Consider the following 12,731-nt stretch of genomic DNA (forward strand, 5'->3'; position numbering starts at 1 on the left):
TGAGCTGGGGGTGGCCGCAGAGACCAGCGAGAAGCGACTGTTTACTAAAAACACAGGTCCGTGCGAAGCCGTAAGGCGATGTATACGGACTGACGCCTGCCCGGTGCTGGAACGTTAAGGGGACCGGTTAGTCACATTTCGGTGTGGCGAAGCTGAGAACTTAAGCGCCAGTAAACGGCGGTGGTAACTATAACCATCCTAAGGTAGCGAAATTCCTTGTCGGGTAAGTTCCGACCTGCACGAATGGCGTAACGACTTCTCGACTGTCTCAACCATAGGCCCGGTGAAATTGCACTACGAGTAAAGATGCTCGTTTCGCGCAGCAGGACGGAAAGACCCCGGGACCTTTACTACAGTTTGATATTGGTGTTCGGTTCGGCTTGTGTAGGATAGGTGGGAGACTGTGAAGCGGCCACGCCAGTGGTTGTGGAGTCGTCGTTGAAATACCACTCTGGTCGTGCTGGATGTCTAACCTCGGTCCGTGATCCGGATCAGGGACAGTGTCTGATGGGTAGTTTAACTGGGGCGGTTGCCTCCTAAAGAGTAACGGAGGCGCCCAAAGGTTCCCTCAGCCTGGTTGGCAATCAGGTGTTGAGTGTAAGTGCACAAGGGAGCTTGACTGTGAGACCGACGGGTCGAGCAGGGACGAAAGTCGGGACTAGTGATCCGGCGGTGGCTTGTGGAAGCGCCGTCGCTCAACGGATAAAAGGTACCCCGGGGATAACAGGCTGATCTTCCCCAAGAGTCCATATCGACGGGATGGTTTGGCACCTCGATGTCGGCTCGTCGCATCCTGGGGCTGGAGTCGGTCCCAAGGGTTGGGCTGTTCGCCCATTAAAGCGGTACGCGAGCTGGGTTTAGAACGTCGTGAGACAGTTCGGTCCCTATCCGCTGCGCGCGCAGGAACATTGAGAAGGGCTGTCCCTAGTACGAGAGGACCGGGACGGACGAACCTCTGGTGTGCCAGTTGTTCTGCCAAGGGCATGGCTGGTTGGCTACGTTCGGAAAGGATAACCGCTGAAAGCATCTAAGCGGGAAGCCTGCTTCGAGATGAGTGTTCCCACCTCCTTGAGAGGGTAAGGCTCCCAGTAGACGACTGGGTTGATAGGCCAGATGTGGAAGCCCGGTAACGGGTGGAGCTGACTGGTACTAATAGGCCGAGGGCTTGTCCTCAGTTGCTCGCGTCCACTGTGTTTGTTCTGAAGCAATGAACTCCCATGCCGGTTGAGTTCAACTTCATAGTGTTTCGGTGGTCATAGCGTTAGGGAAACGCCCGGTTACATTCCGAACCCGGAAGCTAAGCCTTTCAGCGCCGATGGTACTGCAGGGGGGACCCTGTGGGAGAGTAGGACGCCGCCGAACAAATTGTGGGGAAAGCCCCGCACCAGACCCGTAGGAATACGGGTCCATGGTGCGGGGCTTTTTCGCGTTCTGCGGCATGAGCCGGGACGTCGATAAGCGGCGGGCCCGGCAGGGCACCTCGTGCCGCCGGGCCCGGGCCGCGCAAGAAGCCCTGACCGGGCAGGCGGACCGCAGCGGCTCTACCCCGCCGCCGGCTCCAGCAGGTCCCAGCGGTTTCCGTAGAGGTCCTCGAACACCGCGACCGAACCGTACGGCTCGTGCCGGGGCTCCTCCAGGAAGCGCACCCCGGCCGCCAGCATGCGGGCGTGGTCGCCCCCGAAGTCCTCGGTGTGGAGGAAGAAGCCGACCCGGCCGCCGGTCTGGGCGCCCACGCTCGCCCGCTGGGTCTCGTCCTTCGCGCGGGCCAGGAGCAGTGAGGCCGCGCCGACGCCGGTACCGGGCGGGCGGACCACCACCCAGCGCGAGCCGTCCCCGCGGTCGGTGTCCTCGATCAGTTCGAAGCCCAGGGCCCGGGTGTAGAAATCGATGGCCTCGTCGTAGTCGCGGACGACGAGCGTGATCAGTGCGATGTGCGGCATGCCGCCAAGGTTATACGTACTACGTGGGTCAGCCGGGAGGCGATGGAACAATGCGGGGATGGAACTCGACCTTGAGCGACTGGTCGGGCGGGCCCGCGGGCTCGTCGTTCCCGGCCGTCGCCGCATCCTCGGCATCGCCGGGCCGCCCGGCGCCGGAAAGTCCACGCTGGCCGGGGAGGTGGTGGAGCGGCTCGGCGGAGAGGCCGTCCTCGTGCCGATGGACGGATTCCACCTGGCCAACCGCGAGCTGCGCCGTCTCGGACGTACCGAACGCAAGGGGGCGCCCGACACGTTCGACGCGGCGGGATACGCCGCGCTGCTCGCCCGGCTGCGTACACCGGAACCCGGCACGGTGGTCTACGCGCCGGACTTCGACCGGTCGTTGGAAGAGGCGCTGGCCGGAAGCATTCCGGTGGCGGCGGAGGTGCCGCTCGTCGTGACCGAGGGCAATTACCTGCTGCACGACGAGGGGCCCTGGGCGAAGGTCAGGGATCTCGTCGACGAGATCTGGTACCTCCATCTCGACGACGGCGAGCGGGTGCGCAGACTCGTCGAGCGGCATGTGCGGCACGGCAGACCCCGGCCTCGCGCGGAGCGGTGGGTCAGCGAGTCCGACGAGGTCAACGCACGTCTCGTGGCCGAGGGGCGCGCGCGGGCGGATCTTGTCATCACGGACCCGCTCACTGGGTAGGCTCGCAGCTCTGGCGACCGTGCGAGGGGAAGGCAGCAGACGTGGGGATATTCCGACGAGGGCCCAAGCGGGACGCGAGTGACGTTCCCAGGGACCCCGAGTTCGGCTTCTTCTCGAACGACGAGGGCGCCCGTTTCCGTGCCGTGGTCCGGGAGGCGTTCGCCGAGCTGGGTCTGGAGGTCACCGTCTACGCGGACATGGTCAAGGACAGCGCCGGCCGCCAGTTCGGTCTTGGCAATCTCGCGGCGGTCTGCCACAACGAACCGCGCGGCCCGCGTGTGTGGCCGGAACTGATCCGCAAGCACGTCGGCATGGTGCTGCGCACCATGGACGCGCCTTCCGCGCTCGAAACCATGGCGCCCGAACAGATCCGGGCCCAGCTCTATCCCCGGGTGATCAGCGGAGACGGGCTCGACGCACAGAGCTTCGGCTATGCCCGCAGCGTCGCGCCCGGCCTCTACGAGATCCTCGCGCTCGACCTCCCGGAGAGCGTCATGATGCTCACCGACGAGGCTCTGGAACCGCTCGGCAAGGTGCCTGACCTGCGTGAGCAGGCCCTGCGCAATCTGCGGGAGCTGCCCGTCGAGGCGCATGAGACGGTCAAGGGCGACGACGGGATGCGCTTCGACCTCGTCGTCGGAGACTCCTTCTACACGGCCAGTCGCGTGCTCGCCCTGGAAGCCGTCGTGCGTCAGGTCACCGGGCGCGAGCTCCCGCCGGAGGGGGCCCTGGTGGCGATGCCTTTCCGCCACCAGCTCGCCTTCCACGTCATCCGCGATTCCGGCATGGTCCTCGCCCTCAACGCCATGGCCTCGTTCGCGGCCTCGGGATACGAGGACACTCCCGGGTCGATCAGCCCGTACGTCTACTGGTGGCGCGGCGGCATGCTCACCCAGCTCAGCGACCGGGACGGCGACGGGCTGCGCATCGTGGTGGGCGAGGAGTTCGGCGAACTGCTCGAGCGCCTCGTCGACGAGGAGACGGAGGGACTGTGACCGGCTGAAGGGGATCGCGGGGACGGGCGGCAGCGCGTTCATTCCCCTCGCGTGCGCCGGGGCGTGCGGGCAGGATGAGGCCATGCCTACGACGCCCGCCCCCGCGCCCTTCACCGCCGACGACTACCGGGCCCGGATGGCCCGCGCCGCCGAGTCCGCCGCAGACGCTGGACTCTCCGGTGTGCTCGTCGCGCCCGGCCCCGATCTGGTCTACCTCACCGGCTACCAGCCGACCGCGATCACCGAGCGGCTCACCGTCCTGGTGCTGGCGGCCGGTCAGGACCCGGTCCTCGTCGTGCCGACCCTGGAGGCGCCCGACGCCGCGCACGCCGCCGGAGCCGCCGCGCTGACCCTGCGGGACTGGACCGACGGCAAGGACCCGTACACCGTGACGGCCCCGCTCCTCGATGTCGACGGGCGTTTCGGAGTCAGCGACAACGCGTGGGCGATGCATCTGCTGGGCCTGCAGAAGGAGTTGCCCGGCACGTCGTACGTCTCGCTGACCGAGGCGCTGCCCATGCTGCGGGCCGTCAAGGACGAGCACGAGCTGGCCCGCCTGGAGGCGGCGGGCGCGGCGGCGGACGAGGCGTACGGCGAGATCGTGAAGGTACGTTTCGCGGGCCGCAAGGAGACGGAGGTGGCCGCCGATCTGGCCGCACTCCTGCTGAAGTACGGTCACGCACAGGTGGACTTCACCGTCGTCGGCTCCGGGCCCAACGGGGCCAACCCGCACCACGAGGCCGGTGACCGCACGATCGAGCAGGGCGACATGGTCGTCCTCGACTTCGGCGGCCTCAAGCACGGCTACGGCTCCGACACGACCCGCACCGTCCACGTCGGCGAGCCCAGCGACGAGGAGCGGCGCGTCCACGACGTGGTGCGCGCGGCGCAGCAGGCGGGCTTCGACGCGGTCCGGCCCGGCGTCGCCTGCCAGGACATCGACCGTGCGGCCCGCGCGGTCATCGCGGACGCCGGATACGGCGAGTACTTCATCCACCGCACCGGCCACGGCATCGGCGTGACCACGCACGAGCCGCCGTACATGATCGAGGGCGAGGAGCGGCCGCTCGTGCCCGGGATGTGCTTCTCCATCGAGCCGGGCATCTATCTGCCCGGCCGGTTCGGCGTCCGGATCGAGGACATCGTCACCGTGACGGATGACGGCGGTCGGCGTTTGAACAACACCGACCGCGCCATGGCCATCGTCGAATAACCACCGCCGCTGGCAAGGGCGTTGGGCGAGCCGGCTTCAGCGGGCGAGGACCGCGCACGACTCCGGCGGCATCAGCAGCACCCCGTCCGCGCCGGGCGCTCCGACCGGCTCCCAGGCCGCGAGGACCCGGCCGCCGCCCCCGAGACCGATCCTGACCGGCTCCTTGGAGAGGTTGACCACGATCCGCAGGTCGCCGCGCCGGTAGGTCAGCCAGCGTGCCTCCTCGTCGTACGCCACCTTGACGGCCGCCAGGTCGGGGTCGGTCAGATCGGGCCGGGCGTGCCGCAGGGCGATGAGCTCGCGGTACCAGGCGAGCAGCCGGGCGTGCGGCTCGCCCGCGGGCTCCGTCCAGTCCAGGCACGAGCGCTGCCGTGTCGCCGGGTCCTGGGGGTCGGGGATGTCCTCGGCGGCCCAGCCGTGGGACGTGAACTCCCGGCGCCTGCCCTCCCGTACGGCCTGCGCTAGGTCGGGGTCGGTGTGGTCGGTGAAGAACTGCCAGGGGGTGCGCGCGCCCCACTCCTCGCCCATGAAGAGCATCGGCGGGAACGGTCCGGTCAGCGTCAGCGTCGCCGCGCAGGCCAGGAGGCCGGGCGACACGGAGGCCGAGAGGCGGTCGCCCTGGGCCCGGTTGCCGATCTGGTCGTGGGTCTGCGCATAGCCGAGGAAGCGGTGGGCGGGGGTGCGGGCGCGGTCGACGGGGCGCCCGTGCACGCGGCCGCGGAAGCTCGAATACGTACCGTCGTGGAAGAACACCCTGGTCAGGGTCTTGGCGAGGGCGGAGAGCGGGGCGCGTGCGAAGTCGGCGTAGTAGCCCTGGGATTCGCCGGTCAGGGCGGTGTGCAAGGCGTGGTGGAAGTCGTCGTTCCACTGGGCGTGCAGGCCGAGGCCGCCCTCGCCGCGCGGGGTGGTGGTGCGCGGGTCGCAGGTGTCGGACTCGGCGACGAGGAAGAGCGGCCGGCCCAGTTCGGCGGCGAGCACGTCGACCGCCGTGGAGAGCTCTTCCAGGAAGGTGAACGCGCGGGTGTCGGCCAGCGCGTGCACCGCGTCCAGCCGCAGCCCGTCCAGGCGGTAGTCGCGCAGCCAGGCCAGCGCGCTCTCCAGCAGGTAGGCGCGCACCTCGTCGGAGCCGGCGGCGTCCAGGTTGACGGCCGAGCCCCAGGGCGTGTGGTGGGTGTCCGTGAAGTACGGCCCGAAGGCGGGCAGGTGGTTGCCGGACGGGCCGAGGTGGTTGTGCACCACGTCCAGGACCACGCCGAGCCCCTGGGCGTGCGCCGCGTCGACGAACCGCTTCAGCGCGTCTGGCCCGCCGTAGGGCTCGTGCACGGCCCACAGGGAGACCCCCTCGTACCCCCAGCCGTGGCGTCCCGGGAACGGGCACAGCGGCATGAGCTCGATGTGCGTGATCCCCAACTCGGCCAGATGGGGCAGCCGTTGGACGGCCGCGTCCAGGGTGCCCTCGGGTGTGAAGGTGCCCACGTGCAGCTCGTACAGGACGGCCCGCTGGAGGGGGCGGCCTGCCCAGGGGTGCTGCCAGGTGAAGGTGTCGTGGACGACGACCGCGCTGAGGCCGTCCGGCCCGTCGGGCTGGCGGCGCGACCTCGGGTCGGGCCGCACCGGCCCGTCGTCCAGTACGTATCCGTAGCGGTCGCCGGGATGCCCTTCGGCCTCGGCCAGCCACCAGCCCGCGCGCACGGGATGGCGGCTCATGGGATGGGTCGCGCCCTCCAGGAGAAGGGCGGTCCGGTCGGCGTTCGGCGCCCACACTTCGAACAGCACTGGCGGTCCCCCTGTCGTAGCCGGTTGCGACCATGGTGCGACACGGGAGGGGGACACGCCCGCAATTCGGGACTACTTCCAGACCATGTTGATCGCGCGCTCGAAGGTGACGTAGCCCGCGCGGGCGAACGCGTTGGCCATGGGGACGTTCGGCAGGTCCGTGGCGGCGCGGATGCGGGGCACGTCCTGCGCGGCCAGGACGCGCGTCCCCTCGGCGAGCAGGTCGTCGATGTAGCCGTGGCCGCGGTGGGCGGGCAGCACCCCGATGTAGGCGATGATGGGGTTGTAGTTGTTGCGGGCCGGGATCACGAAGCCGACGGGCCCGCCGCCGTCCGTGAGCTCGGCGATCCGCCACCACGTGCGCGGCGACCTGAAAGCCTCGAACTCCTCCTCGTACATGAGCTCCGCGCTTTCGCGCGGGGTCATGGTGAGCAGTTCCTCGCGGGTGTGCTCGTCCAGCGAGTTCTCCACGGCGAGCGTCATCAGAGCGATGAGTTCCTCGCGGTCGGTGGCCGGCCGGAACGACAGCCTCGTGGAGGGCTCGGGGACCGGGGTGCCCGGACGCCACTCCAGGCGCAGCCGCTCGACGAGCGGGGTCGCGCCGGAGGCGGTGAGGATGTTCAGCCTGGTCTCGACGACCTCGCGGGCGGCGGCGTCCTCGCGCCAGTCGCCGGGCACGAAGCGGCCGTACTCGGGGCGGTCCGCGCCCGCGGGCACGACCTCGGCGGTGGCGGTCTCCAGGAGCCGCAGGCCGATCTCGTGGCGCTCCGCCGCGGGCAGGGCGTCGTCGACGTCGAAGAAGTCGAGACTGAGCGGCGGCTCGCCGCTCTTCCCGGTCCACCACGCGATGCGGGCCAGCACCCGGCCGTCGCGCACCGCCACCCACATCCAGGCCGGGATGCGGCGGCCGGTGGTCAGATCGTCCTCGAGTTCGTGGTCGAGAACGTAGGAAAGCTGCTGGAAGAGCCCGAGTTCGTCGGGCCCGGCGAGCGGACGAATGGTCACGTCCGACGCGGAAGTCGTCAAGAGTGTCCCCTCAGAGGTTTACGAAGTCGGCAGACCCTAACAGGGCACGAGGTGCGAGGGGCAAGGGAATTGTCGAGACCGGGCCTGGCTGCGCCGCAGGTCAGCGCCCGGGCGGACGTGGGGGCGGGCTCGCGGACGAGGGCGGCCCGCTGCTGGACACGTCCGGCCCCGGCGAAGGACAATCGCTGATGTGACGCCCTCCTTCGAGTTCCAGACCTCCTCGGCACCCGCCCGGCTCTCCGACGCGGAGCGCGACCGGGTGCTGGAGGTGCTGCGCGAGGGCGCCGCCGAGGGCAAGTTGTCGCACGACACGTTCCTGCGCCGGATGGAGCTGGCCCTGGCCGCCCGCCGGTCCGACGAACTGGTCGCCCTCACCGCGGACTTGGAGAGCGGCGGCCGCTGGTCGAAGGCGGTGTTCGGGGCGGTCAGCCGGGTCTCGGAGTTCTCCGTCTCGCTGCGCAGGGCCTGGCAGGGCGAGCGGCTGCCGAAGCTCCTCTTCCCCGCGCCGGGACCGTATCCGCTGCGGATAGGCCGTGACCCGGCCAACGGGCTCCGGCTGAGCCACGAGACGGTGTCGCGGGTGCACGCCGAGCTCGTCTTCCAGGCCGGGATGTGGCAGTTGCGCGACCTCGGCTCGACCAACGGGACGTGTGTGAACGGGCGTCGGGTGACGGGAGCCGTGGCCGTGGCCGACGGCGATCAGGTCAGCTTCGGCCGGATGGCCTTCCGGCTCGCCACCCACTGAGCCGTTCCGCTCCCGTAACCCCGCGGACCAGGGTGCACGCTGATGCCTCGGGGCGTTGTCAGTGGGGTGTCGCATCAGGGCGGCATGAACGATCAGCCTCGGTGCGGAACGCCCGCCCCGCCGATCTGCCGCGCCTGGCCGAACTCGCCGCGAGCGCGCTCCAGGCCCAGCGCGCGGTCCGCGCGGCGGCCGGTGCCGAGGGCGGCGAACCGCACATCGCCTCCGTGCACGCGATCGCCGTCGGCGTGCTGCCCGACGCCTTCGCCCGCCGGCGCCGCACCCACCCCGGCGTGCGGCTGATCCTTCATGAGGACGCCACCACCGAGACGCTCGCACGGAGCGCCGACGACCTCGGCGTCGGGCCCCCTCCGCAGCGCTGGGAGGGCCCCGTCGTCCCCGTCAGCGAGGAGGAGGTCGCCCTCGTCGCCGCCTTCGACGATCCGCTCGCGGGCCGCTCGTCCGTCCGGCTCGAAGAGCTCGCCGACCACGACCGGGTGCGGTGCGCGACGGAGCCCGTCGTCAACGGTCGGCCCTTCCTCGACCTGGTCTGCGAACGGGTGGGCTTCGCCCCGCGCGCCGTCGTGCGCACAGAGCACACCTCGACGGCGGTACGGATGGCCGCGGCCGGGGGAGGTCTGGTCGCCGTCCCGGCCCACGTGGTGCGCGGCGCACTGGGCGAGGACCGTGTGCTGCTCCGCGTCGAACCCTCCTGGACGCGTCCTCTGACCGTGTTCTCGTGGCGAGCCGGTCCGCGCCGCGGCCTCCTTCACCGAGCCGCTGCGCAGCTCAGCGCCGTACGGCGGCGCCGAGCTCTCACCCGTACGGCCGAACGCCGATCGCGACGGCCCGGCGGAGGTGGTCCGCTGAGAGCAGTCACCGGGCCCGGCGGCGCCCGGGCGGGACCGCTCGAAGCCGCCCGACCGCGCCCCGCCGGGCGCCGAACGGGGAGGCGCGCATGACGACCGTCGAGCCGCCCGAGGCGGCACCGGCCCCGGCCCTCGCCGCCGCGCCCAGCACCCTCTCGCTGCTCGCCCCCGCGTCCCGCCGCGATCCGTACGCCTTCTACCGGACCCTGCGCGAGGACCACCCGCTGCTGTGGGACGACAGGCTGGAGGCCTGGCTGGTCAGCCGGTACGCGGATGTCGCCCCCGCGTTCGTCGACCCCGGCCTCGTCGGGCCCCGCCACGGGCCCTGCTGCGGACCGGGCACCGTGCGCTGCGCCCAGGAGTACGCGGCGCCCGAGAGCGCCTTCGCGCTGCTGCGCGAGGTGTGCGCACGCACCGCGTACGTGCTGGCCCGTCGGCTCGCTGGACGCCAGGAGGCCGACCTGGTCGAGGAGTTCTGCCGCTGGCTCCCGACCGGAACGATCGCCGCCGCGACCGGACTCTCCTACGCCGCCGTGATGGGCCGCACCGGTTCGGCCCCCGACCGCAGCCGCGCGGAGGCCCCTGCCGCCACCGACCTGGGCCGCCGCCGGGGCGGCACCGGGGTGGCGCTGCTCGCGGCGCGCTGCGCGGACCAGGCGGCGCTCACCGGCCAGGCCCTCGCCTCACTCATGGCCAACCTCCTTGACCATCCGGAGCAGTTGGAGCTGGTGCGAGCGGTCCCGGCGCTGATCGGGCAGGCGTGGGACGAGGCGCTGCGGCGCAACCCGCCCGTCCACGTGGTGCTCCGCCGGGCCGTCGGCGACCTTGCGATGTCCGGCGGCACCGTCCCGGCCGGGGCCGCGGTCGCCCTGCTCGTCGGGGCCGCGAACCGTGACCCCGACCGCTTCCCCGACCCCGACCGCTTCGACCTGCACCGCACCGCCCCCGGCGGCCTCGCCCTCGGCCCCGCCGACTGCCCGGCCGCCCGGGTCGCCGAACTCCACGCGGAGTGCGCGGTCACCGCCCTGCTCACCGCCATGCCCGGGCTGCGCAGGGCCGACGCCTTCGAGCCGACCGAGAGCGGCCTGCTCACCCGCTCCCCGCGCCGTCTCCTGGTGCGGCCTTCCTGAGCAGCGCCACGGGGAAGGGGGTGAACAGTTCCGCCAGGTCCACCGCGCCGGTGAACTGCCGCCCGGGCTCCAGGACATCGGCCCAGCGGCCCTCCGGCAGCGGCAGTCGCGTGCCCGCCCAGCCGCCCGCTTCCGCGAGGCGCAGCGAGAGCCGGGTCACGGCCGTCACCACCTCGCCCGAGCGGCAGAACACCACACAGTGCGCGGCGCGCGGCCCCCGGGCCGTCAGCTCCGCGTAGGTTCCCGACTCGCCGAACACCCCGGGAAGTTCACGCCGTAGCCGTACTGCCGCCAAGGTCACCCGGAGCTTGTCGCCGGGGTCGGCGAGGGCGGCGCGGTCGAACCGCACCGGGCGCCGGTTGTCCGGGTCCACCAGCGCCGCGTACTCGGCCTCCGTGCCCTGGTAGAGGTCCGGCACGCCCGGCATCGTCAGATGCAGCAGCGCGGCGCCGAGGCGGTTGGCGCGAGCGGCGGATTCCGTCTGCCGGGCGAACTCCTGGACGAAGGGCGCCAGTTGGCCGCCCGGGCCCGCCGCGACGAAGTCGCTCACCGCCTTCTCGTAGCCGGGGTCCTGTTCCGTCCAGCCCGTGTGCAGACCGGCCTCGCGCACCGCCTTGAGCAGCGCCGCCCCGAGCCGCTCCGGTTCCGCCGCGCCGCCGAGCCCGACCGACGTCTGCCACGCGACCCAGGCGAGATGCGGGTCGGGCGCCCGCGCCCCCGCCACCCGTTCGAGCAGGGCCGCCCAACGCTCCGGGCACTCGGAGAGCACCGCGATGCGGGCCCGCACCTCCGCGCTGCGCTTGGTGTCGTGCGTGGACAGCACCGTGCCGGTGCTCGGCCAGTCGCGGGCGAGGCGGGAGCAGAACGCGTGGAACTCGCCCGGCTCCACCGAAGGCCGCCCCGGGTCCCCGCCCACCTCGTTCACCGACAGCAGGGGCGTGTACCGGTAGAAGGCGGTGTCCTCGACGGACTTCGCGTGCAGCGCCGACGACGTCTGGGCGAAGCGGGTACGGAACCGGTCCCGCTCCGGGCCCTCGCCGAGCCGGCCGAGGGCCAGGTCCCGCACCACGTCCACCGCCGCCGACTCCTCCGCGACCGGGAACGCCGCCTTCGCCTCCAGCGCCGCCGAGGCGGGCAGCACCAGCTCGGCGCCGAAGCGGTAGGGGCGGTAGACCGGCACGCGGACGAGAAGCTCGCGCAGGGCGAGCCGCAGCGCCCAGGGTGCGTGATCGCGCAGCTCGGGTTCGCCCGCCGCGCAGACGCGCCCCGCCAGGCGCACCAGGTACTCGGTCTCGGCCGCCAGCTCGTGCGTCAGGACCCGATAGGCCGCGCGGCGAACCGTCGGCGCCCAGTGGCCGCCCCGGTCGCCGCTCACCCCGGTGAACTCGCGGTACTGGGCGGCGAGTTCCGCCACTCCGGCCGGGTCGGCGAACAGGCCGTCGATGTGCCGCAGCGCGTCGTATCCGGTGGTCCCGGCGACCGCCCAGCCCGCGGGCAGCCGCTCGTCGCCGGTGAGGATCTTCTCGACGACCGTCCAGCGGCCGCCCGTCGCCTCGTTCAGGCGGTGCAGATAGGCCTCGGGGTCCGCGAGGCCGTCCGGATGATCGACGCGCAGCCCGTCCACGACGCCGTCGTGGACCAGCTCCAGGATCTTGGCGTGCGTCGCGGCGAAGACGTCCTCGTCCTCCACCCGGATGCCGATCAGGTCCGCGATGGTGAAGAAGCGTCGGTAGTTGAGCTCGGTCCTGGCCAGCCGCCACCAGCCGAGCCGGTACCACTGGGCGTCGAGCAGTTCCGGCAGCGGCAGGCCCGCCGTGCCCTCCCGCAGGGGGAAGCACTGCTCGCCGTAACGCAGTACGCCGCCGTCCACCGTCAGACGGTCCAGCTCCGCGCCCAGCGGCCCGGCGAGCACCGGCAGCAGGACCCGCCCGTCGCCCGCCTCCCAGTCGATGTCGAACCACGACGCGTACGGCGAGGCCGGGCCCGCGCGCAGCACGTCCCACAGCTGACGGTTGTGGCGGGCGGCGGCCGACATGTGGTTCGGCACGATATCCAGGATCAGACCGAGCCCGAACTGCCGTGCCCGCGCCGCCAGTTGGCGCAGGCCGGGCTCGCCGCCCAGCTCCTCGCGTACGGTGGAGTGGTCGGTGACGTCGTATCCGTGGGTCGAGCCGGGCACGGCCTCCAGGACCGGCGACAGGTGCAGATGCGAGACTCCGAGCTCCGCCAGGTAGGGCAGCGCCTCCTCGGCGGCGGCGAACGGGAAACCGGGCTGGAGCTGGAGCCGGTAAGTCGCGGTGGGCTGGGTCATATGAACGTACGTACCCCGTCCGGCCGCTTCTGTTCCTT

General features: G+C 71.4%; 10 protein-coding genes and 2 rRNA genes. 8 read left to right on the forward strand and 4 right to left on the reverse strand.

Annotated features, from left to right (window positions below):
* Positions 1 to 1,173: ribosomal RNA gene (locus AC07F3_RS00005) — 23S ribosomal RNA — on the forward strand; the annotation flags it as partial.
* 72 nt (positions 1,174 to 1,245) lie between these two features.
* Positions 1,246 to 1,362 (forward strand): 5S ribosomal RNA (gene rrf, locus AC07F3_RS00010).
* A gap of 179 nt (positions 1,363 to 1,541) precedes the next feature.
* On the opposite strand, the gene AC07F3_RS00015 is transcribed toward rrf, so the two are convergent.
* Entirely contained in the window at positions 1,542 to 1,940 is a 399-nt protein-coding gene (locus AC07F3_RS00015; RefSeq protein ID WP_479108828.1) for a VOC family protein, read from the reverse strand.
* Positions 1,941 to 1,998: 58 nt separating this feature from the next.
* Between AC07F3_RS00015 and AC07F3_RS00020 the strand changes: the two genes are divergently transcribed.
* The 3 genes from AC07F3_RS00020 to AC07F3_RS00030 all read left to right on the forward strand — a co-directional run bounded on the left by AC07F3_RS00020 (position 1,999) and on the right by AC07F3_RS00030 (position 4,839).
* The gene (locus AC07F3_RS00020) at positions 1,999 to 2,631 is read left to right on the forward strand and encodes a nucleoside/nucleotide kinase family protein (RefSeq protein WP_479108829.1); all 633 of its coding nucleotides are present in this window, start codon (positions 1,999 to 2,001) and stop codon (positions 2,629 to 2,631) included.
* A 41-nt stretch (positions 2,632 to 2,672) separates the two neighbouring features.
* Positions 2,673 to 3,626: a DUF1444 domain-containing protein gene (locus AC07F3_RS00025; RefSeq protein WP_479108831.1), complete on the forward strand. Its 954-nt coding sequence runs from the start codon at positions 2,673 to 2,675 to the stop codon at positions 3,624 to 3,626.
* Positions 3,627 to 3,708: 82 nt separating this feature from the next.
* Complete coding sequence (locus AC07F3_RS00030; protein WP_479108833.1) at positions 3,709 to 4,839, forward strand: aminopeptidase P family protein; 1,131 nt, start codon at positions 3,709 to 3,711, stop codon at positions 4,837 to 4,839.
* Between the two features lie 36 nt (positions 4,840 to 4,875).
* Here AC07F3_RS00030 and treZ read toward each other — a convergent pair whose 3' ends face one another.
* Both treZ and AC07F3_RS00040 read right to left on the reverse strand, forming a co-directional pair.
* Complete coding sequence (gene treZ, locus AC07F3_RS00035) at positions 4,876 to 6,615, reverse strand: malto-oligosyltrehalose trehalohydrolase (RefSeq protein WP_479108835.1); 1,740 nt, start codon at positions 6,613 to 6,615, stop codon at positions 4,876 to 4,878.
* A 72-nt stretch (positions 6,616 to 6,687) separates the two neighbouring features.
* Positions 6,688 to 7,641, reverse strand: a complete 954-nt coding sequence (locus AC07F3_RS00040) for an N-acetyltransferase family protein (RefSeq protein WP_479108837.1) — start codon at positions 7,639 to 7,641, stop codon at positions 6,688 to 6,690.
* 190 nt (positions 7,642 to 7,831) lie between these two features.
* Between AC07F3_RS00040 and AC07F3_RS00045 the strand changes: the two genes are divergently transcribed.
* The 3 genes from AC07F3_RS00045 to AC07F3_RS00055 all read left to right on the forward strand — a co-directional run bounded on the left by AC07F3_RS00045 (position 7,832) and on the right by AC07F3_RS00055 (position 10,382).
* Positions 7,832 to 8,386 carry a DUF1707 and FHA domain-containing protein gene (locus AC07F3_RS00045; protein ID WP_479108838.1) on the forward strand — a complete coding sequence of 185 codons (555 nt, stop codon included), beginning with the start codon at positions 7,832 to 7,834 and terminating at the stop codon, positions 8,384 to 8,386.
* A gap of 101 nt (positions 8,387 to 8,487) precedes the next feature.
* Positions 8,488 to 9,345 carry a LysR family transcriptional regulator substrate-binding protein gene (locus AC07F3_RS00050; protein WP_479108840.1) on the forward strand — a complete coding sequence of 286 codons (858 nt, stop codon included), beginning with the start codon at positions 8,488 to 8,490 and terminating at the stop codon, positions 9,343 to 9,345.
* Positions 9,342 to 10,382 (forward strand): cytochrome P450, encoded by a 1,041-nt coding sequence (locus AC07F3_RS00055; RefSeq protein WP_479108841.1) that lies wholly within the window; start codon positions 9,342 to 9,344, stop codon positions 10,380 to 10,382. The genes AC07F3_RS00050 and AC07F3_RS00055 overlap by 4 nt, the downstream gene beginning before the upstream one ends.
* On the opposite strand, the gene treY is transcribed toward AC07F3_RS00055, so the two are convergent.
* Positions 10,342 to 12,693, reverse strand: a complete 2,352-nt coding sequence (treY, locus tag AC07F3_RS00060) for a malto-oligosyltrehalose synthase (protein ID WP_479108843.1) — start codon at positions 12,691 to 12,693, stop codon at positions 10,342 to 10,344. The genes AC07F3_RS00055 and treY overlap by 41 nt on opposite strands.
* Positions 12,694 to 12,731: the final 38 nt, after the last annotated feature.

The sequence above is a fragment of the Streptomyces sp. NPDC045846 genome, from assembly GCF_056431605.1.

What these genes read in the sequence shown, in the direction of transcription:
- AC07F3_RS00015 (WP_479108828.1), bottom strand. Translation starts at nt 1,940, where the DNA reads ATGCCGCACATCGCACTGATCACGCTCGTCGTCCGCGACTACGACGAG.
- AC07F3_RS00020 (WP_479108829.1), top strand. Translation starts at nt 1,999, where the DNA reads ATGGAACTCGACCTTGAGCGACTGGTCGGGCGGGCCCGCGGGCTCGTC.
- AC07F3_RS00030 (WP_479108833.1), top strand. Translation starts at nt 3,709, where the DNA reads ATGCCTACGACGCCCGCCCCCGCGCCCTTCACCGCCGACGACTACCGG.
- AC07F3_RS00055 (WP_479108841.1), top strand. Translation starts at nt 9,342, where the DNA reads ATGACGACCGTCGAGCCGCCCGAGGCGGCACCGGCCCCGGCCCTCGCC.
- treY (WP_479108843.1), bottom strand. Translation starts at nt 12,693, where the DNA reads ATGACCCAGCCCACCGCGACTTACCGGCTCCAGCTCCAGCCCGGTTTC.